Below are 18,606 nucleotides of genomic sequence, written 5' to 3'. Positions count from 1 at the left end.
GACTGACCTACCTAGAACCGGAGGGAACGGAATGAGTGACACCCCCACCGCCGCGTCGCGACCCGGCAAGGCGCCCACCAAGACGCCCGCGAAAGGGCCCACGAAGGGGCCGGGGAAGGCGCGCGCACGGCTGCTCGCCGCGGCCGCGCGCCGCTTCTACGCGGACGGCGTGTCGGCGACGGGGATCGACACGATCACCGCCGAGGCGGGGGTGGCGAAGATGAGTCTGTACAACAACTTCTCCTCGAAGGCCGATCTGGTGATGGCCTACCTCGACGCGCGGCACGAGGAGTGGCTGGGCCTGTACCGCCGGCGGCTCGAGGGGGTCCGGGACGGTCGCGGCGGTGTGCTGGCCGTCTTCGACGCGTACGCCGATCACGCCGCCTTCGCCTACGAGCACGGCTTTCGCGGGTGCGGACTGCTGAACGCGGCCGCCGAGCTGCCCGCCGGGCACGAGGGGCGCGAGGTGGTGCGCCGGCACAAGGAGGAGGTCGAGTCCCTGCTCGCCGGGCATCTCGGGGAACTCCTGCCCGACCGGCCCGAGGAGGCCCGCACGCTGGCGGAGCATCTGTCGTTCCTGCTGGAGGGCGCGACGGCACGGGCCGGCCTGGAGGGCGCGGGCACGCGGCTGGAGCACGCGCGGACCATGGCGGCGAAGCTGCTGGACCGGCCGTGACGCGGTCCGCCGGACCTGCGGTCGGCTCGGTGGCCGCGGGCTCGCTGTGCGTGCTCGTGGCGTCGGTGCTGTGGGGCACCACGGGTACGGCCGCGACCTTCGCACCCGCCGTGGGCCCCCTGGCGATCGGGGCCGCCGCCATGGGCCTGGGCGGACTCCTCCAGGCCCTCGTCGCCGCCCCTCGTATCGCCCGGGAGAGGTCCGCGCTGCGCGCGCGGCGCGGGGTGGTCGCGCTCGGCGCGCTGGCGGTGGGGGCCTATCCACTGGCGTTCTACTCCTCCATGCACCTGGCCGGGGTCGCCGCCGGGACCGTGGTGTCGATCGGCTCGGCCCCTCTCGCGTCGGCCCTGATCGAACGCGTGGTGGACAAGCGCCGCCTGACGCGCCGTTGGATGACCGGCGCCGCTCTGGGCCTGTCGGGAACGGTTCTGCTGTGCGTGGCCGAAGCGGCCGAGGCGCACTCCGGACCAGGCGTCCATTCGGTGCGGACGACCGTGCTCGGCGTGGGGCTGGGCCTGGTGGCAGGTCTCACCTATGCCCTGTACTCCTGGGCGGCCCACCGTCTGATCAGCCGGGGGGTCACCTCCGGCGCGGCCATGGGCGCCGTCTTCGGGCTGGGCGGCCTGCTGCTGTTGCCCGTGCTGGTAGCCACCGGCGCCCCACTGCTGGGCTCCTGGTCCAACGCGGCCGTCGGCAGCTATATGGCCCTGGTCCCCATGTTCACCGGTTACGTCCTGTTCGGCTGGGGCCTGGCACACGTCCCGGCGAGCACCGCGACCACGCTCTCGCTGCTGGAACCCGCCGTCGCGGCCGTGCTCGCCGTACTGGTCGTCGGCGAACGCCTGCCGCCGCTCGGCTGGACCGGCATCGCCCTGGTCGTCGGCTGCCTGGCCGTACTCACCGCACCGACCCGTAGCGCCCCATCGACGCGTACCGCGCCTTCGACCCGCGCCGCGTCACCGACCCGTGCCGTTCCGCCGACGCGCATCGCCCCATCGGCCTCTGCCGCTCCACCGACCGGTACGACTCCACCGACCGGTACCGCGGCCCCGGCTCGGGCCGCTCCACCGCCGATGCCGACGCCGACGGCGATGCCGACAGCGCCCGCATCGGCGCCGAACGACGTCTCATGACCCGGCGGCCGGGCGGAGCCTGAGCCCTTGCATACCGCCGTCGACGGCCAGGGCGGTCCCGGTCACACCGGCGGCGGCCGGACCCGCGAGATAGACGATGGCGGCGGCGACCTCGTCCGCGGTGACCAGACGGCCGATCGGCTGCCTGGCGTGGAGCGCCGCGCGTTCGGCCTCGGGATCCTCGGCGGCGTCCAGCAGCCTGGCCACCCAGGGCGTGTCGGCGGTGCCGGGGTTGACGCAGTTGACACGGATGCCCTCGCGGACGTGGTCGGCGGCCATCGCCAGGGTCAGCGACAGCACCGCGCCCTTGCCGGCGGAGTACAGGGCGCGTTGCGGCAGGCCGGCCGTGGCGGCGATGGAGCAGGTGTTCACCACGGCGGCGTGGGACGAGCGTCGCAGATACGGCAGGGCCGCACGGGTCGCGCGCACCATGCCGATCACATTCACGTCCAGGACGTGGTGCCACTGCTCGTCGGGGTTGTCCTCGACGGTTCCGGCGGCACCGATACCGGCGTTGTTGACGAGGATGTCCAGGCCGCCGAACCGCCCGGCCGCCTCCTCGACCGCCGCCCGTACCGAGGCGTCGTCCGTGACGTCGGCCTTGAGCGCGAGCAACGGATCCGCCGCCCCGGCGGGGTCCCGGTCGAGTACGGCGACCCTGGCACCCTGCTCGGCCAGCAGCCCTGCCGTGGCCAGTCCGATGCCGGACGCGCCGCCGGTCACGAGAGCCCTGAGACCTGACAGCCCGGTCACGGGGTCGTCTCCTCTTCGGCGAGGTCGGCGGCCCAGAAGGTGCCGTCGGGGTAGCGGTACTCGGCGAGGGACCCGGGGTGCATCGCGGCGGAGAAGCCGGGGGACAGCGGCGCGCAGTAGTGGCCGTCGCGGATCACCACCGGGGTCACGAAGTGTTCGTGGAGGTGGTCGACGTACTCGATGACCCGGTTCTCGGTGGTACCGGACAGGGCCAGGTAGTCGAACATCGACAAGTGCTGCACCAGCTCGCAGAGCCCCACTCCGCCGGCGTGCGGGCACACCGGCACCCCGAACTTCGCGGCCAGCAGCAGGATCGCCAGGTTCTCGTTGACCCCGCCGACGCGAGCGGCGTCGATCTGGAGGACGTCGAGGGCCCCGGCCTGGAGCAGTTGCTTGAAGACGATGCGGTTCTGGACGTGCTCACCGGTGGCGACCCGTACGGGCGCCACGGCCGCACGGATCGCGGCATGGCCGAGGATGTCGTCCGGACTGGTGGGCTCCTCGATCCAGTACGGGTCGAACTCCCCGAGGGCCCGGACCCACTCGATCCCCTCGCCGACGTTCCAGCGCTGGTTGGCGTCGATGGCGATACGGATGCCGTCACCTACGGCGGCGCGGGCGGTGCGCAGTCGCCGGATGTCGTCCGCCAGGTCGGCGCCGACCTTGAGCTTGATCTGGGTGAAGCCGTCGGCGACCGCCTCCTTGGCGAGTCGGGTGAGCTTCTCGTCGGAGTAGCCGAGCCAGCCCGGCGAGGTGGTGTACCCGGGATAGCCGCGCTCCAGCAGGACGGCCTCGCGCTCGGCGAGTCCGGCACGTCCGTCCCGCAGCAGGGTCAGGGCGTCCTCGGGGGTCAGGGCGTCGCTGATGTAGCGGAAGTCGACCTGGGAGACCAGCCATTCGGGGTCGGCCTGGGCGAGCAGACGCCACAGCGGCTGCCCGGCCCGCTTGGCGGTGAGGTCCCACACAGCGTTCACCACCGCCCCGATCGCCATATGCATGACACCCTTCTCGGGGCCGAGCCAGCGCAGCTGGCTGTCGCCGATCAGGTCGCGGTTGAGCGATCCCGGATCGGCGCACAGCTCCTCGACGGAACGGCCCAGGAGATGGGGGCGCAGAGCGCCGATCGCCGCGACCTGGACGTCGTTGCCGCGCCCGATCGTGAACGTGAAGCCGTGCCCTTCGAGCCCGTCGCCGGCGTCGGTGCGCAGCACCACATAGGCGGCGGAGTAGTCGGGGTCCGGGTTCATCGCGTCGGAGCCGTCCAGTTCCCGGGAGGTGGGGAAGCGGATGTCGTGCGTGTCGACCGAGATGATCCGGGCGGAAGTTCCAGACAAGGGGGTGCCTTTCACGCTTGGCCGAAGGTCTGCCGCTGGCCGCCGAGCCCGTCGATCTCTAGCTCGACGGTGTCGCCGGGACGGAGGTAGGGAGTGCCGGGCAGGCCGAGGGCCACACCCGCGGGCGTACCCGTGTTGATCACGTCACCCGGCTCCAGAACCATGTACCGGCTCAGGTACGACACGAGGTGGTGGACCGGGAAGATCATGTCCCGGGTGTGGCCGTGCTGCCGTTTGACACCGTTGACGGTCAGCCGGAGTCCCAGGTCCTGCGGGTCGGCGACCTCGTCGGCGGTGACCAGCCACGGGCCCAGCGGGTTGAAGGTCTCGCAGGACTTGCCGAGGTCCCACTGCGGCGAGTACTCGAGCTGGAACTCCCGCTCGGAGACGTCGTGGCTGACCGCGTATCCCGCGATCACCCCCGGAGCCTCCTCGGGACCCGCCAGATAGCGGGCGCGCCGGCCGATGACGACCGCGAGTTCGACCTCCCAGTCGGTCTTCCGGGAGCCGCGCGGGACCAGCACCTCGTCAAAGGGGCCGACGACCGTGCCCGGGTCCTTCATGAAGACCACAGGACGGGCCGGGATCGCGGCCCCGGTCTCGGCGGCATGGTCACGGTAGTTCAGACCGACGCAGACGATCTTTCCCGGCCGGGCGACGGGCGCGCCGACGCGCAGCCCTTCCGCGTGGAGTTCCGGCAGCGCGCCGTTCTCGACCGCCGCACGCGCCCGCTCGACACCTCCGGAGGAGAGGAAGGCGCCGTCGATCTCGGGGGTCACCGGGCTCAGGTCCAGCAGCCGGTCGCCGTCGACGCGGACCGCGGGCCGCTCCTCTCCCGGGGGGCCGACGCGTAGCAGTTTCACTGAGCAACTCCCTTGTCATGGGTGCTTCGTCCGCGAGTGCGCTCCGGTGCCGTGAAGCGCCGCCGGGCGTGCGGGGGGCAGGCCCGTTTCGCGCAGGTCACCGGCCGGATCACGCGGACGGCGCCGACTCGATCAGCATTCATCGGAGGACTGACGACTCCGTGACTGTAAAGGCTTACTCGCGTCTCGGCAATGCAGTCCTCGGATGTATCCGCCCGCGGCTCGGTCGTCCTCGCCGAAAAGCACAGTGATTCGTCCTTATTCAGCGAGGAAGCCTCGCGTGCCTGGCGGGGGCCATCGGACGAATGTCCGCCGAGTGTGTCGCGTGGCGGATCGACGGCTTCTTCCGCGCGACGGCGGCGGCCCCCGCCATCGGGGGCGCTCCAGGCGTCCGTCGCGGTGGCGCCTCGGCGCCCCGGAGCTCTCGGGCGTCTTATCCGCACGCGAGGCCGTGTCGAATCGTGAACGCCGGAACCTGTCGCGGCCCGAGCGCACGGCGGAGGAAAAGCCCAGGTCAGATCCGATCGAATGGATGTGATCAAGGTCGTCGATCGGACTGGTGGCCGTAGGTGGGGCCCGGCCGTGGAAATCGTTGGGGGACGGACTCTTGTCAACGTCGGCAACGCCGTCGTAACGTCCACGTCGTCCCGGATACATCGGAGGAATCAGCTTCGCTGGCTCTCTCGGCTGTTCAGTACCGCTTTCTCGGCCCTCCTCTTCACCCTCATCCCATCCCCGCCGGCACGGTCCGCGCATGCCTTCGGCAGCGGCCACCTTCACGGTGCGAGTCCCGTCCCGCCCACCGGGCGCGGACGCCTCTGCCGCCGCCGCGCACCGCCCTGCCCTGGCTAAGGAGAAACACACGGCCATGAAGCTCGCTCGCACCCGTTCCGCCGCCGCAGCCGCCGGCACCGTCCTCGTGACCCTCGCCCTCGTCACCGCGTGCAACCGCGAGAGCAGCAGCTCGGGTGCGGCGGGCGGCGCGGACAAGCCCGCCGTCGGCATCGACCTGCCGCGCTCCGACTCGGACTTCTGGAACTCCTACGCCGACTACGTGAAGAAGGACGTCAAGGCCGACGGCGTCAACGCGCTGCCGCTGAGCAACTCGCAGAACGACGTCACCAAGCTGGTCGCCAACGTGCAGGTGTTCCAGAACACGGGCGCCAAGGCGATCGTCATGGCGCCCCAGGACACCGGTGCCATCGCCTCCACGCTCGACACGCTCGCCTCGAAGAAGATCCCCGTGGTCAGTGTCGACACCCGCCCCGACAAGGGCGACGTCTACATGGTCGTGCGCGCCGACAACAAGGCGTACGGCACCAAGGCCTGCGAGTTCCTCGGCAAGCAGCTCGGCGGCACGGGCAAGGTCGCCGAACTCCAGGGCGCCCTCGACTCCATCAACGGGCGCGACCGCTCCGAGGCCTTCGCCGCCTGTATGAAGGAGAAGTTCCCGAAGATCAAGGTGTTCGAGCTGCCCACCGACTGGAAGGGCGACGTGGCCTCCGCCAAGCTGCAGAGCCTGCTCGCCCAGCACCCGGACCTGAACGGCATCTACATGCAGGCGGGCGGTGTGTTCCTGCAGCCGACCCTGGCCCTGCTGGAGCAGAAGGGGCTGCTCAAGCCGGCCGGCCAGAAGGGGCACATCTCGATCATCTCCAACGACGGCATTCCGCAGGAGTTCGACGCGATCCGCAAGGGACAGATCGACGCGACCGTCTCCCAGCCCGCCGACCTGTACGCCAAGTACGCGCTGTACTACGCCCAGGCGGCGGCCGACGGCAAGACCTTCAAGGCGGGGAAGACCGACCACGACTCCACGATCATCGAGATCCCGAACGGTCTCGAGGACCAGCTGCCCGCCCCGCTGGTGACCAAGGACAACGTCGAGGACAAGACGCTGTGGGGCAACAACGTCGGCTAGCGACCGGCCCCGACGGCGGGCCCGCGGAGGGGCCGGCGCACCCGACCCCCCGCCCGCCCGACCCGCCGCAGCCCCGCATCCGGACCAGAAGGACGGTATTCACCATGGCGGACTCCGCGACCGCCCCGGCGACCGGCATCGTGAGCCGCGCCCCGGTGGCCGAGGCGACCGGAATCAGCAAACGGTACGGCGCCACCGTCGCTCTGCGCGACGCCCGCATCACCATCGCCGAGGGCGAGTCGCACGCCCTGGTCGGACGCAACGGCGCGGGCAAGTCGACGCTCGTGTCCGTCCTCACCGGACTCCAGCAGCCCGACACCGGCACCCTGCGCTTCTCCGGCGAACCGGCGCCCGCCTTCGGTGACATCGACGCCTGGCGGTCCAGGGTGGCCTGTGTCTACCAGCGGTCCACGATCATCGGGGATCTGACCGTCGCCGAGAACCTCTTCCTCAACCGGCAGAGCGACGCGGCGTTGCGCCCCATCCGCTGGAAGGACCTGCGGCAGCGCGCGGAGCAGCTCCTCGGCGAGTACGGGGTGGACGTCGACCCCACGGTCCGGGCCCGGCATCTGACCGTGGAACAGCGGCAGTTCGTCGAGATCGCACGGGCCCTGTCCTTCGGGGCGCGGTTCATCGTCCTGGACGAGCCGACCGCCAAGCTGGACGCCCGCGGAATCGACCGGCTCTTCGACAAGCTCCGGGACCTCCAGCGGCAGGGCGTCGCCTTCCTCTTCATCTCTCACCACCTGCAAGAGGTCTACGACCTGTGCTCGACGGTCACCGTCTACCGCGACGCGGCCCACATCCGCACCGCGGCGGTGGCCGGACTCGGCAAGCACGAGCTGGTCGAGGCCATGACCGGCGAGTCCGCCACGACGACGGGTGCCGACGGGGCGAGGACGGTCTCCCGGGCCGGCGCCGAGGTGCTCCTGGACGTCGACCGGCTGACCCTGACCGGCACCTGCCGAGACCTGTCGCTCTCCGTCCGCACCGGTGAGGTGGTCGGCCTCGCGGGCGCGACGGCCAGCGGCAACGTCCAGGTCGGGGAGGCCGTCGCCGGACTGCACCGCGCCGAGGGAGGCCGGATCTCGGTCGGCGGCCGTACCGTCCGTACCGGCAGTGTCCCGGCGTCCCTCACCGCGGGCGTCGGCCTGGTGCCGGAGGACCGGCACGTCCAGGGTCTCGTCCACGGTCGCAGCGTCGCGGAGAACGCGACCCTCACCGTCACCGACCAGCTCGGCCCGTTCGGCACCGTCCTGCCGGCCCGCACCAGGACCTTCGCCCGGCGCATGATCCGCGATCTCGACATCAAGACGCCGGGTGAGGGCACCCCGGTCTCCGCGCTCTCCGGCGGCAACCAGCAGAAGGTCGTCGTGGCCCGGGCCCTGGCCACCGACCCCGATGTCCTGGTCGCCATCCGGCCCACCAACGGAGTGGACGTCAAGTCCAAGGAGTTCCTGCTCGCGAGGATCCGTGAGGTCGCCGAAACCGGGAAGGCCGCGCTGATCGTCTCCGACGAACTGGACGATCTCAGGGCGTGCGACCGGGTCGTGGTCATGTTCCACGGCCGCGTGGTCGCGGAGTTCGACCGCGGCTGGAAGGACGAACAGATGGTCGCCGCCATGGAGGGCGTCGCCGGTACCCCCGCAGCAGCCGACACCGAAGAGCACGGAAGGTAGTCATGTCCGCCACCACCGATGTCACCGACCCCGCAGCGAGCGTGGGGCAGACGACCGCCAAGGGCACCCGGCGCGGACTCGATCTCGGCCGCTTCCGTGAACTGTCCCTGGTCCCGGCCATCCTGGTCCTCGGCCTGATCGGGTTCATCGTCTCCCCGGCCTTCCTCACCTCCGACAACCTGATCGGCGTGGCCCAGCAGTCCACCGAGCTGAGCCTGCTGGTCCTCGCCACGGCGCTGATCCTGATCGTCGGCCGGATGGACCTGTCCCTGGAGTCCACGATCGGGGTGGCGCCCGTCATCGCCGTCTGGCTGGTCCTGCCCACCAGCGGCGGCCGGTTCAACGGCCTGGGGCTCCTTCCGCAGTGGACGGCGATCCCGCTCTGTCTGCTCGTGGGGGTGGCGATCGGCGCCCTCAACGGCTTCCTCATCCTCAAGCTGCGCCTCAACGGGTTCATCGTCACGCTCGGTGGGCTGACCATGCTGCGCGGACTCCAAGTCGCCCTCTCCGAAGGGCAGTCCATCGTGGACCTGCCCCCCTCCTTCACCTACCTGGGCAAGGCTTCCTGGCTGGGCGTCCCCGCCGCCATCTGGATCTGCGCGGTGCTGTTCGCCGCCGGCGGCTGCGCGCTGGCCTGGCTGCGGCACGGACGGGCGCTCTACGCGATCGGCGGCAACGCGGAGGCCGCCCGGACCGCCGGTATCCGGGTCGACCGCATCGTCTGGGTCGTCCTGATCATCGGCAGCCTGCTGGCCGCGTTCGCCGGCATCCTCTACAGCGGCCACTACGGTTCCATCTCCGCCACCCAGGGCAGCGGCTGGATCTTCCAGGTCTTCGCCGCGACGGTCATCGGCGGGGTCAGCCTCAACGGGGGCAAGGGATCGGTATTCGGCGCGCTCACCGGAGTGCTGACCCTCCAGCTGGTCGTCAACGTCATGACGCTGGCGGGCGTACCGCCGCTGTGGAACCAGTTCCTCAACGGCGCGATCATCATCGTCGCGCTGATCATCTCCCGCTTCGCCTCCGGCGAGAAGCAGGAGTAGACGCGGTAGCCGGGGCGTCGCGCGGCTCGTTCCGGGGCCGCGGGGGGGTTCCGCCGTGTTCCTTCGGGACAGCAAGGCACCCCTCGTGGCACTGACGGACCAGGGATGACCAAGTCCCCGACAGGTACCGATTCCACCGCTAATCCGTCCGAGAAAGAGCCGATGAATGGGTCGGGAGATCTCACTGTGGTCAATGAACCCCCACCGCCGCGACGAAGCATTCTCAAGTTCGGCGGCGTACTCGCCGTCGCGCCTCTGGCCACTCAGTTGACGGGGGCCACGCCTGCCGGACAGGCCGTCGCCGCGGTCGCCCACGCGGCGGAGGGCATCCAGTGGCCGGCCCTGTCGCGCAAGGCGCTGACGTACTCCGTCCCCGCCGCGGACTGGCAGTCGCAGGCCCTGCCGATCGGCAACGGCCGGCTCGGCGCCATGCTCTTCGCCGATCCCTACGAGGAGCGCATCCAGTTCAACGAGCAGAGTCTGTGGGGCGGAGTCAACAACTACGACAACGCTCTCGCCGGCAAGCCGGACAGCGATTTCGACACCGGCATGACCGGCTTCGGCTCGTACCGCAACTTCGGCGACCTCGTCGTCACCTTCGCATCCCGTCCGAAGGCCATGGTCACGGCCCCGGGAGGACCGTACAGTTCCTCCCCCTCGGAGGGCGTGGAAAAGACCTACGACGGCGAATCGAGCACCAAGTGGTGCATCGAGGGGCCGGGTTCGAAGGTGCGGTGGCAGGTCGAACTCCCCGACCCCGTCGAGGTCGCCTCCTACCGGCTGACGAGCGCCAACGACGTGCCGCAGCGCGACCCGCAGGAGTGGACGTTCGCCGGTTCCGCCGACGGCGCCACCTGGACCACGCTGGACAGCCGCACCCTGGAGGCGCCCTTCGAGAGCCGCTTCCAGACCAGGGAATTCGCAAGTGCCCACAGCGCGGCCTATCGCTTCTACCGGTTCGACTTCGTGCCCAAGGCGGGCGTCAGCCACTTCCAGGTGAGCGAGATCGGCCTGGCCGGTGTGGACCTCGGCGGTGACACCCCGGTCTACCTGTCGTCGCCGACCGGACACTCCCAGGGATCCGGTGCCCGGCCCGGAGCCCGGGGCACGGACATCTCACGTTCGGTGGACCGCGATCCGGCCACCGTCTGGCGGGTCGACGGCGCCGCACCCGCCGTCGCCTGGCAGGCCGACCTGCCCCGCCCGGCCGTCGTCACCTCGTACACGCTGACGGCCGCCCCCGACCACCCGCGCGAGGACCCCCGGCAGTGGAGGCTGGAGGCGTCGCAGGACGGGGCCACCTGGACGACCCTCGACACACGGAACCCGGGGGCGCCCTTCGCCGGCCGCGGCGAGAGCCGGACCTTCCCGCTCACCAACAGAACGGCCTACCGCGTCTACCGCCTCACCCTGACCCCCGGCGGGTCCGCCACCGGCTGCCGGCTCGCGGAGATCGCGCTGGAGGGCAAGGACTTCGACACCCGCGCCCGGCGCGTGATCGTCGACTACCGGCGCACCCTCGACTTCGCCGAGGGCCTCCACGTCACCCGCTTCGGCGCGCCCGGACAGCGTGTCCTGCGGGAGGCCTTCGCCGGCCGGTCCGCGGACGTCATGGTCTTCCGGTACACGGCGGAACGCGCCGGGGGACTCTCCGGAGCGATCTCGCTGACGTCCGCGCAGGACCAGGCCCCGACGACCGTCGACGCCGCCGCCGGGCGGATCGGCTTCGGCGGCGTCATGGGCAACGGGCTCAAGCACGCCTGCACCGTCCGGGCCGTGCACACCGACGGCGACCTCGGCGCCGACGGGGCGGTGCTGAGGTTCAGCGGCTGCACGAGCCTGACCCTGTTCCTCGACGCCCGCACCGACTACAAGCTCGACGCCGCCGCCGGATGGCGCGGAGCCGACCCGGAACCGGTCATCGCCAGGGCGCTCGCCAAGGCGGTCGCCCGGCCCTACGACAAGCTGCGCGCCCAGCACGTCGCCGAGACGCGTGCCCTCATGAACCGTGCCTCGGTCGCCTGGGGCGCGTCCCCGGACGCCGTCGTCGCGCTCCCCACCGACGCCCGGCTGGCGCGTTACGCGGCGGGCGGCGAGGACCCGACACTCGAACAGGCGATGTTCGACTACGGCCGGTACCTGCTGATCAGCTCCTCCCGCCCGAAGGGCCTGCCCGCCAACCTCCAGGGCCTGTGGAACGACCAGAACCAGCCGGCCTGGGCCTCCGACTACCACACCAACATCAATGTGCAGATGAACTACTGGGGAGCCGAGACGACGAACCTGCCGGAGTGTCACGAGGCGCTCGTCGGGTTCATCGAACAGGTGGCGGTACCGAGCCGCGTGGCGACCCGCAACGCCTTCGGCCAGGACACCCGCGGCTGGACCGCCCGCACCAGCCAGAGCGTCTTCGGCGGCAACTCGTGGGAGTGGAACACCGTCGCGAGTGCCTGGTACGCCCAGCACCTCTACGAGCACTGGGCGTTCACCCAGGACCCGGCCTATCTGCGTACCGTCGCCTACCCGATGATCAAGGAGATCTGCGAGTTCTGGGAGGACCATCTCAAGGAGCGTGAAGACGGACTCCTCGTCGCGCCGAACGGCTGGTCCCCGGAACACGGGCCCCGCGAGGACGGCGTCATGTACGACCAGCAGATCATCTGGGACCTGTTCCAGAACTACCTCGACTGCGAGGCGGCACTCGGGGTGGACCCCGCCTACCGGGCCAGGGTCGCGGACCTGCAGGCCCGCCTCGCGCCGAACAGGATCGGCCGGTGGGGCCAGCTCCAGGAGTGGCAGGAGGACATCGACAGCCCCGACGACATCCACCGCCACACCTCGCACCTCTTCGCGGTCTACCCGGGCCGCCAGATCACCCCGAAGACGCCCGACCTCGCCGCCGCGGCCCTCGTCTCCCTCAAGGCGCGGTGCGGGGAGAAGGAAGGCGTCCCGTTCACCGCCGCGACGGTCTCGGGCGACAGCCGCCGCTCATGGACCTGGCCCTGGCGCGCGGCCCTCTTCGCCCGCCTCCGCGACGGCCGGCGCGCCCAGGTCATGCTGCGCGGACTGCTCACGTACAACACGCTGCCCAACCTGTTCTGCAACCATCCGCCCTTCCAGATGGACGGCAACTTCGGCATCTCGGGCGCCGTGGCGGAGATGCTCCTGCAGAGCCATGGCGGAGTCATCGACCTGCTGCCCGCCCTGCCGGACGGCTGGAAGGCCGAGGGATCCTTCACCGGGCTCCGTGCCCGGGGTGGCTACGAGGTCAGCTGTGAGTGGCGGAACGGAAAGGTGACGTCCTACAAGATCGTGGCCGACCGGGCGCGGAACCGGAAGGACGTCACGGTCCGGGTGAACGGCGTCGACAGGAGGGTGAAGCCGGCCAAGCCCTGACGGCGGCGCCCGGCCCGACGGCCGGCTCCGCCCGGAGCGCTGAGCGGCGAGCGCGGCGGCACGGGCGTCGGCAGGACCGGTCATCGTCCCCCGGCCGCCGACGGCTGGTGCCGCCCCGGCCCCTATCGACGGTGGGCCGGGTGACGGATCCCTCATCGATTCACCGCGCGCAGGAGTGGACCCGCCACCTCACCCGGGCCGATCGTGGGCGCCATGGATGATCACCGCATGGAACCCGTCGACCCTGCCGGCACCGCCGAGTCCCTCCCCGTGGGGGAGGAGGCCGGGGAGGTGCGCGGTTTCTGGGGCCGGCTCGGTCTTCCCGGTCTCGTCGACGTCCACACGCACTTCATGCCCGAGCGGGTCCTGCGCAAGGTCTGGGCGTACTTCGACGCGCTCGGACCGCAGACCGGCGGGCTCGAATGGCCGATCACCTACCGGCACGAGGAGACGGAACGGACGACCCTGCTCAGGGAGTTCGGCGTACTGGCCTTCACCGCGATGCTCTACCCGCACAAGCCGGGCATGGCCCGGTGGCTGAACGGCTGGGCGGCCGACTTCGCCCGCCGCACGCCCGACTGTCTGCACACCGCCACCCTCTACCCGGAGCCGGGCGTCGAGACCTACGTCCGGGAGGCCGTCGAGGCGGGCGCGCGTGTCTTCAAGGCTCACGTACAGGTGGGGGCGTACGACCCGGCCGACGAACTCCTCGATCCGGCGTGGGGGTTGCTGGCCGAGGCCGGGATCCCCGTCGTGATCCACTGCGGCTCCGGGCCCGCGCCCGGCAAGCACACCGGACCCGAGCCGATCGCCCGGGTGCTGGCACGGCACCCCCGGCTGCGACTGGTCGTCGCGCACCTGGGGATGCCCGAGTACGAGGAGTTCCTCGGCCTCGCCGAACGGTACGGGGAGGTGCGGCTGGACACCACGATGACGTTCACCGACTTCGCCGAGGAACTGATGCCGTTCCCCGCCAGGGCCCTGCCCCGGCTGGCCGGGCTCGGCGACCGCGTCCTGCTCGGCTCGGACTTCCCCAACATCCCCTATCCGTACGTGCATCAGCTCCACGCCCTGGAACGGCTCGGCCTCGGGGACGAGTGGCTGCGGGGGGTGTGCCACGACAACGCGGCTGAGCTGTTCGGCCTGTGAGAGCCAGGCCGTGGATCCCGCCGCCATCCCGCCGGTGACCCGCCGGTGACCCGTCCGGCCGGGGCGGGACGTCGTACCGGAGCATGAGGCGGCGACCGGATGACGACGGGCGGGCCCCTGTTCACCTGGGGGTGCGGCTGACCGGCGGCCGGGCCGCGGCGGAACGACGTCGCGTTCTCGCGTCTCAGGGGGCGATGGGCAGTCGGCGCTTGTGGTCCGTGAGCCGGTAGCGGTCGACGACCGTCCTGAAGACGCCTTCGTCCACGGGCCTGCCTTCCAGGAAGTCGTCGATGTCGTCGTAGGCGACCCCGAGCGCGTCCTCGTCGGTCTTGCCGGGATCGAGGGTCTCCAGGTCGGCCGTGGGGACCTTGTGCACCAGCTCGGCCGGTGCCCCCAGCGCGTCCGCCACGGCTCGCACCCGGCGTTTGGTCAGGCCGGACAGCGGGACGAGGTCCGCCGCGCCGTCACCGAACTTGGTGAAGAAGCCGGAGACCGCCTCGGCGGCGTGGTCCGTGCCGACGACCAGTCCGTGGTGGCCGCCGGCCACGGCGTACTGGGCGATCATGCGCTGCCGGGCCTTGATGTTGCCGAGCACGAAGTCCTGGTGGTAGACGTCGCGGAAGCTCACCTCGGCGGCCAGCACGGCGTCGAGCGCGGCGTCACTCGCGGGCTTGATGTCCACGGTCAGTACGTGATCGGGCCGGATGAAGGAGAGCGCGAGCTGGGCATGGTGCTCGTCGGCCTGGACGCCGTAGGGCAGCCGCATCGCGTAGAACCGCGCCTCGTGCCCGGTCTCGCGGGCTCGCTGGACCGCGAGCTGGCACAGGCGGCCGGCGGTGGTGGAGTCCACGCCGCCGCTGATGCCCAGCACGAGGGAGGACAGACCCGTGGAGGTCAGCCGCTCCGCGAGGAAGGCCACCCGCCGCTCGATCTCCGCCCCGGCCTCGAAGGTCTCGGCGACCTCGAGTTCCCGGGCGATCTCCTGCTGAAGGGTGAGGAAGGCCGGGTCGTTCACATCTGCTCCTGGTTCCGGTTCACGTGGTGCGGGCGCCCCGCCACCTGAGGACGGGAGGATCGCCGGTGGATCGGTGTCGGACATGCGCGCTAGACGCGGGGCGCTCCCGTCACCGACATCACCAGCGAGTACAGCGAGGTGGTGGCGGTGATGAACATGCGGTTGTTCTTCGGCCCGCCGAAGGTGATGTTGGAGACCGGTTCCGGCACCCGGAGCCGTCCGATGAGGGTGCCGTCGGGGTCGTAGCAGTGGACGCCGTCCTCCAGGGCCGCGGCCCACAGGCGGCCCTCGTCGTCCAGGCGGATGTTGTCGAAGTGGACGCCAGTCCGCGCTTCGGCGAAGACCTCCTGCCCGGAGAGCGTGCCGTCGGCGTGGACGTCGAACGTGAAGATACGGGCGCCGCGTGAGTCGGAGACGTACAGCCGCTTCTCGTCCGGTGACAGGATGACGCCGTTGGGTCCGTCGAAGCCGTCGGCGGCGAGGTGCACCCGGCCGGTCACCGGGTCGACCCGGTAGACGTTACAGGCGCCGATCTCGGACTCGGCCCGATGACCCTCGTAGTCGCTGGTGATGCCGAAGTCCGGGTCGGAGAACCAGAGCGTGCCGTCGGACCGCACGACGGAGTCGTTGGGGCTGTTGAGCCGCTTGCCCTCGAAACGCTCGGCCAGGACGGTCACCGTGCCGTTCGGCTCGGTGCGGGTGACCCGGCGGTTGCCCTGCTCGCAGCTGACCAGGCGGCCCTGCCGGTCGAGGGTGTTGCCGTTGCTGTGTCCGGCCGGGTCGCGGAAGACGCCGACCGTCCCGGTGGCCTCGTCCCAGCGCAGGATGCGGTCGTTCGGGATGTCGCTCCAGATCAACTGGCGCCAGGCGGGCACGTACAGCGGACCCTCCGCCCAGCGGCAGTTGTCGTGCAGCACCTCCAGCCTCCCGTCGCCGTTCGTGCAGCGTCCGGTACGGAAGCGGTCGTCCAGGATCTCGTACAGGCCATCGGCGGGCATCGGCGTCCCTTCGCATGCGCTGATCAGGATCTGATTCAACGTAACACGTAGATCACCGAACAGGATATGGTCAGAGCATGAAGCCGATAGATGACATCGACCGCGGCTTGATCGCCCTGCTCCAGAAGGACGCGACCCGGTCCTATGCCGAGTTGGGCAGGGGGGTCGGTCTGTCGGCGGGTGCCGCCCACGAGCGAGTGCGCAGGCTGCGGGAGCACGGGGTCATCAGGGCCACCACGATCGACGTGGACCCTGCGGCCCTCGACCGCGGGGTCCTCGCCTTCGTACTCGTCGACTCGACGGCCTGGATGGGCGACCGCGCCGAGGACTTCGCCGACGTACCGGAGATCCAGGAGGCCCACGTCATCGCGGGCAGCGCGGCCGTCCTGGTGAAGGTGCGCACGGCGAGCACGGAACAGCTCCAGGACGTACTGCGCCGTCTGTACGCGATCGACGGGGTCAGCGGCACCCAGGCGACCGTCGTCCTGGAAACGTTCTTCGAACGGCCACTGGACGCCGGGTAGGCGCGGTGCGCACCCGCGGTGTTCCTGTGCGTCCGGCTCGCCGAGCGGCCTCCACGGCGCGCGCAGGGGCCGAACGGACCGGGGGCGTGACGGGCCTCGGCCGCACGGGAGCGGGTCGCGACTCCGGGGACGTCGCCCACGGTGCGGTCGCGCTCTGCCGGGCGGTCACCTCACCGGCCTGAAGGTGAGCGGCGGCGTCCGGTCCGCCCCTCGGGCGCCGCCGCCGAGATCGTGATTCTCCCGGCCCGGGCCGGGCTCGGGAACTACTGTCACGTGCATGGTCGAACACAGTGCCCTCAGCGTCACCCGCCAGGGATACGACGCTGTTGCCCTCACCTATGCGCAGATGTTCCGAGACTCGCTGCGTGACAGTCCCCTGGACCGCGCGATCCTGGGTGTCTTCGCCGAAGCCGTCCATGCGGATGGGGACGGTGAGGTCGCGGACCTGGGCTGTGGACCTGGTCATGTCACCGCCCATCTCGATGAGTCGGGGCTGTCCGTGTTCGGTGTCGATGCCTCTACGGCGATGATCGAGTTGGCTCGACAGGCTCATCCGCGGCTGCGGTTCGACGTGGGCTCGATGGCCGCGCTGGACATCGCCGACGGTGCGTTGGGCGGCGTGCTCTCACGGTGGTCCATCATCCACACCCCGCCGCGGGAACTCCCCGTCGTCCTGGCTGAGTTCCATCGTGTGCTGGCACCCGGCGGCCACCTTCTGGTCGGCTTCTCGGCCACCGACGGTCCGTCTCACCCCACGCAGGTCTTCGATCACACCGTCGCGCCGGCCTATCGGTGGTGGCCCGATCACCTCGCCGCGATGCTGCGCACGTCCGGGCTGGCCGAGGTGGCGCGGATGGTTCGCGAACCTCAGCCCACCGACCGGCGGCAGTTCCGGGAGATTCACCTGCTCGCCCGCAAGGCCCGGACGGACGCTGTCTGACGCACACATGACCTGACGACCCCGGGCCGGGCGAGCGCCCCATGCCGTGCGCCCCGTTCCCGGCGGTCGCGCTGCCGGGAACGGGGCGGGGTCGGCAACGGGGTGGCCGGGCTGGGCGCCGGTCGACCCCAGGGCTGCTCGCGCGGTGGGTCAGGAGGCGATGAAGTCCGCGATCTGGCCGAGTACGACCGTGTCCGTCAGGTAGCCGATGTGGGTCTGGCAGAGCACGTTGTTGTTCGTCGCGCCGTCCAGCCGGGTGCTGGTGTACGGGATGATGACGCCGTCGCACGCCGAGTACCAGGTGGCGTACTCGGTGGTGCCCGGCGTTTCGTCACCCGCGCTGATCTGGGCGATGAACGACGAGCCCGGGTACATCTGCTGACAGGTCGTGTAGATGAGGCAGGCCCCGGCGTAGGTGGTTCCGTGGTTCGCCCCGGCGATCGAGGCGAGGTGGCTGACGCTGGTGTTGCCGCCCAGGACCTTCAGGTAGTACTGACTGACGAGGCCGCCCATCGAGTGGTTGACGATGGCGACCTTGCTCGCCCCGGTCCGCGCCTTCACGGTGTTGACGAAGGTCGCGAGCCCCTGGGCGTTGGTGATGTTGTTGCCGTAGGAGTTGTACTCGTAGGCGAACAGGTTGGAGCTGGACCAGCCGTTGAGCCGGAAGACGCTCATGGCGGTGGTCCAGTTGGAGGCGCTGCCGGTGTAGCCGTGGACGAAGACGACCGGTGTGCTCGTCGACAGCGGCTGGGCGGCCGCGTCGGCCGACCGGGCGGTGGAGGCGACCGACGCGGCCGGGCCGGCCGTGGGGGTGGCGCCGGCCGTCGGCGCTGCGGAGAACAGCGTGAACGCGAGGGTGGCGGTCGCGAGAACACCGAGGAACCGGCGCGGGGCATGACGACGCATGGAGCCCTCCTGACGAGGATGCGGGTGGCTGGACCTGACCAGCGTCGTGGCGCCCGGCGACGCAGCAATCGGTGAAATCACCGGCGTGCGCGGTGCCGCCGGGCGTCCCGGATCCCGAGCACTTCGTGCTGGTCGGCAGCCGGTCGGGCGGCTTCCCACCGGGGCGGGTGACGTCGCGTCCGCGGTCCGGCCCGGCCCGAGGGCACGCCTGCCGTCCGCCCCCGGCCGCCGGGCCCGGCGGTGGGTGCCGCCCCGGCGCCCGTCTCCCGCCGCCCT

The 18,606-nt window shown here is 71.0% G+C and carries 15 protein-coding genes; 9 read left to right on the top strand and 6 right to left on the bottom strand.

Translation table 11 applies throughout. The features are described 5' to 3' along the window. Positions 1-31: 31 nt before the first annotated feature. Both ASD48_RS38710 and ASD48_RS38705 read left to right on the top strand, forming a co-directional pair. On the top strand, positions 32-676 hold the full coding sequence (locus ASD48_RS38710) for a TetR/AcrR family transcriptional regulator (protein WP_199876176.1): 645 nt from the start codon (positions 32-34) through the stop codon (positions 674-676). Then, positions 673-1,809: a DMT family transporter gene (locus ASD48_RS38705; RefSeq protein WP_057606595.1), complete on the top strand. Its 1,137-nt coding sequence runs from the start codon at positions 673-675 to the stop codon at positions 1,807-1,809. The genes ASD48_RS38710 and ASD48_RS38705 overlap by 4 nt, the downstream gene beginning before the upstream one ends. Here ASD48_RS38705 and ASD48_RS38700 read toward each other — a convergent pair. From ASD48_RS38700 to ASD48_RS38690, 3 genes are read right to left on the bottom strand one after another with little or no spacing between them, the layout of a single operon-like run. After that, positions 1,804-2,562 carry an SDR family oxidoreductase gene (locus ASD48_RS38700; protein WP_057606594.1) on the bottom strand — a complete coding sequence of 253 codons (759 nt, stop codon included), beginning with the start codon at positions 2,560-2,562 and terminating at the stop codon, positions 1,804-1,806. The genes ASD48_RS38705 and ASD48_RS38700 overlap by 6 nt on opposite strands. Beyond that, positions 2,559-3,896 carry an L-fuconate dehydratase gene (locus tag ASD48_RS38695; RefSeq protein ID WP_057606593.1) on the bottom strand — a complete coding sequence of 446 codons (1,338 nt, stop codon included), beginning with the start codon at positions 3,894-3,896 and terminating at the stop codon, positions 2,559-2,561. The genes ASD48_RS38700 and ASD48_RS38695 overlap by 4 nt, the downstream gene beginning before the upstream one ends. Positions 3,897-3,907: 11 nt before the next feature. Further along, a complete protein-coding gene (locus tag ASD48_RS38690) occupies positions 3,908-4,759 on the bottom strand; it encodes a fumarylacetoacetate hydrolase family protein (RefSeq protein WP_057606592.1) in 852 nt (283 codons plus the stop codon). A gap of 868 nt (positions 4,760-5,627) precedes the next feature. Between ASD48_RS38690 and ASD48_RS38685 the strand changes: the two genes are divergently transcribed. From ASD48_RS38685 to ASD48_RS38665, 5 genes are all read left to right on the top strand, one after another. Continuing rightward, on the top strand, positions 5,628-6,680 hold the full coding sequence (locus ASD48_RS38685; RefSeq protein ID WP_057606591.1) for a sugar ABC transporter substrate-binding protein: 1,053 nt from the start codon (positions 5,628-5,630) through the stop codon (positions 6,678-6,680). Positions 6,681-6,784: 104 nt separating this feature from the next. Beyond that, the gene (locus ASD48_RS38680; protein WP_057606590.1) at positions 6,785-8,359 is read left to right on the top strand and encodes a sugar ABC transporter ATP-binding protein; all 1,575 of its coding nucleotides are present in this window, start codon (positions 6,785-6,787) and stop codon (positions 8,357-8,359) included. Between the two features lie 2 nt (positions 8,360-8,361). Continuing rightward, the gene (locus ASD48_RS38675; protein WP_020126569.1) at positions 8,362-9,402 is read left to right on the top strand and encodes an ABC transporter permease; all 1,041 of its coding nucleotides are present in this window, start codon (positions 8,362-8,364) and stop codon (positions 9,400-9,402) included. Between the two features lie 186 nt (positions 9,403-9,588). Beyond that, positions 9,589-12,798: a glycoside hydrolase N-terminal domain-containing protein gene (locus ASD48_RS38670; protein ID WP_057606589.1), complete on the top strand. Its 3,210-nt coding sequence runs from the start codon at positions 9,589-9,591 to the stop codon at positions 12,796-12,798. Between the two features lie 228 nt (positions 12,799-13,026). Further along, positions 13,027-13,947: an amidohydrolase family protein gene (locus ASD48_RS38665; RefSeq protein WP_057606588.1), complete on the top strand. Its 921-nt coding sequence runs from the start codon at positions 13,027-13,029 to the stop codon at positions 13,945-13,947. A 184-nt stretch (positions 13,948-14,131) separates the two neighbouring features. Here ASD48_RS38665 and nadE read toward each other — a convergent pair whose 3' ends face one another. Next, positions 14,132-14,962 (bottom strand): ammonia-dependent NAD(+) synthetase, encoded by an 831-nt coding sequence (gene nadE, locus ASD48_RS38660; protein WP_057606587.1) that lies wholly within the window; start codon positions 14,960-14,962, stop codon positions 14,132-14,134. 89 nt (positions 14,963-15,051) lie between these two features. Further along, positions 15,052-15,960 carry an SMP-30/gluconolactonase/LRE family protein gene (locus ASD48_RS38655; protein ID WP_057606586.1) on the bottom strand — a complete coding sequence of 303 codons (909 nt, stop codon included), beginning with the start codon at positions 15,958-15,960 and terminating at the stop codon, positions 15,052-15,054. 86 nt (positions 15,961-16,046) lie between these two features. Here ASD48_RS38655 and ASD48_RS38650 point away from each other — a divergent pair, with 86 nt between their 5' ends. Both ASD48_RS38650 and ASD48_RS38645 read left to right on the top strand, forming a co-directional pair. Next, positions 16,047-16,484 carry an Lrp/AsnC family transcriptional regulator gene (locus ASD48_RS38650; RefSeq protein ID WP_057606779.1) on the top strand — a complete coding sequence of 146 codons (438 nt, stop codon included), beginning with the start codon at positions 16,047-16,049 and terminating at the stop codon, positions 16,482-16,484. Positions 16,485-16,761: 277 nt separating this feature from the next. Further along, entirely contained in the window at positions 16,762-17,424 is a 663-nt protein-coding gene (locus ASD48_RS38645; RefSeq protein WP_057606585.1) for a class I SAM-dependent methyltransferase, read from the top strand. A 150-nt stretch (positions 17,425-17,574) separates the two neighbouring features. Here ASD48_RS38645 and ASD48_RS38640 read toward each other — a convergent pair whose 3' ends face one another. Next, positions 17,575-18,330: an alpha/beta fold hydrolase gene (locus ASD48_RS38640; RefSeq protein WP_057606584.1), complete on the bottom strand. Its 756-nt coding sequence runs from the start codon at positions 18,328-18,330 to the stop codon at positions 17,575-17,577. Positions 18,331-18,606: the final 276 nt, after the last annotated feature.

The organism is Streptomyces sp. Root1310, from assembly GCF_001426425.1.
GTDB lineage: Bacteria > Actinomycetota > Actinomycetes > Streptomycetales > Streptomycetaceae > Streptomyces.
Note: the sequence above shows the minus strand (reverse complement) of the source record. Positions and strands in the feature narration are given on the sequence as shown.

Coding starts and splice junctions, on each gene's coding strand:
- ASD48_RS38710 (WP_199876176.1), top strand. CDS start 32: ATGAGTGACACCCCCACCGCCGCGTCGCGACCCGGCAAGGCGCCCACC.
- ASD48_RS38685 (WP_057606591.1), top strand. CDS start 5,628: ATGAAGCTCGCTCGCACCCGTTCCGCCGCCGCAGCCGCCGGCACCGTC.
- ASD48_RS38680 (WP_057606590.1), top strand. CDS start 6,785: ATGGCGGACTCCGCGACCGCCCCGGCGACCGGCATCGTGAGCCGCGCC.
- ASD48_RS38675 (WP_020126569.1), top strand. CDS start 8,362: ATGTCCGCCACCACCGATGTCACCGACCCCGCAGCGAGCGTGGGGCAG.
- ASD48_RS38665 (WP_057606588.1), top strand. CDS start 13,027: ATGGAACCCGTCGACCCTGCCGGCACCGCCGAGTCCCTCCCCGTGGGG.
- ASD48_RS38655 (WP_057606586.1), bottom strand. CDS start 15,960: ATGCCCGCCGATGGCCTGTACGAGATCCTGGACGACCGCTTCCGTACC.
- ASD48_RS38645 (WP_057606585.1), top strand. CDS start 16,762: ATGGTCGAACACAGTGCCCTCAGCGTCACCCGCCAGGGATACGACGCT.
- ASD48_RS38640 (WP_057606584.1), bottom strand. CDS start 18,330: ATGCGTCGTCATGCCCCGCGCCGGTTCCTCGGTGTTCTCGCGACCGCC.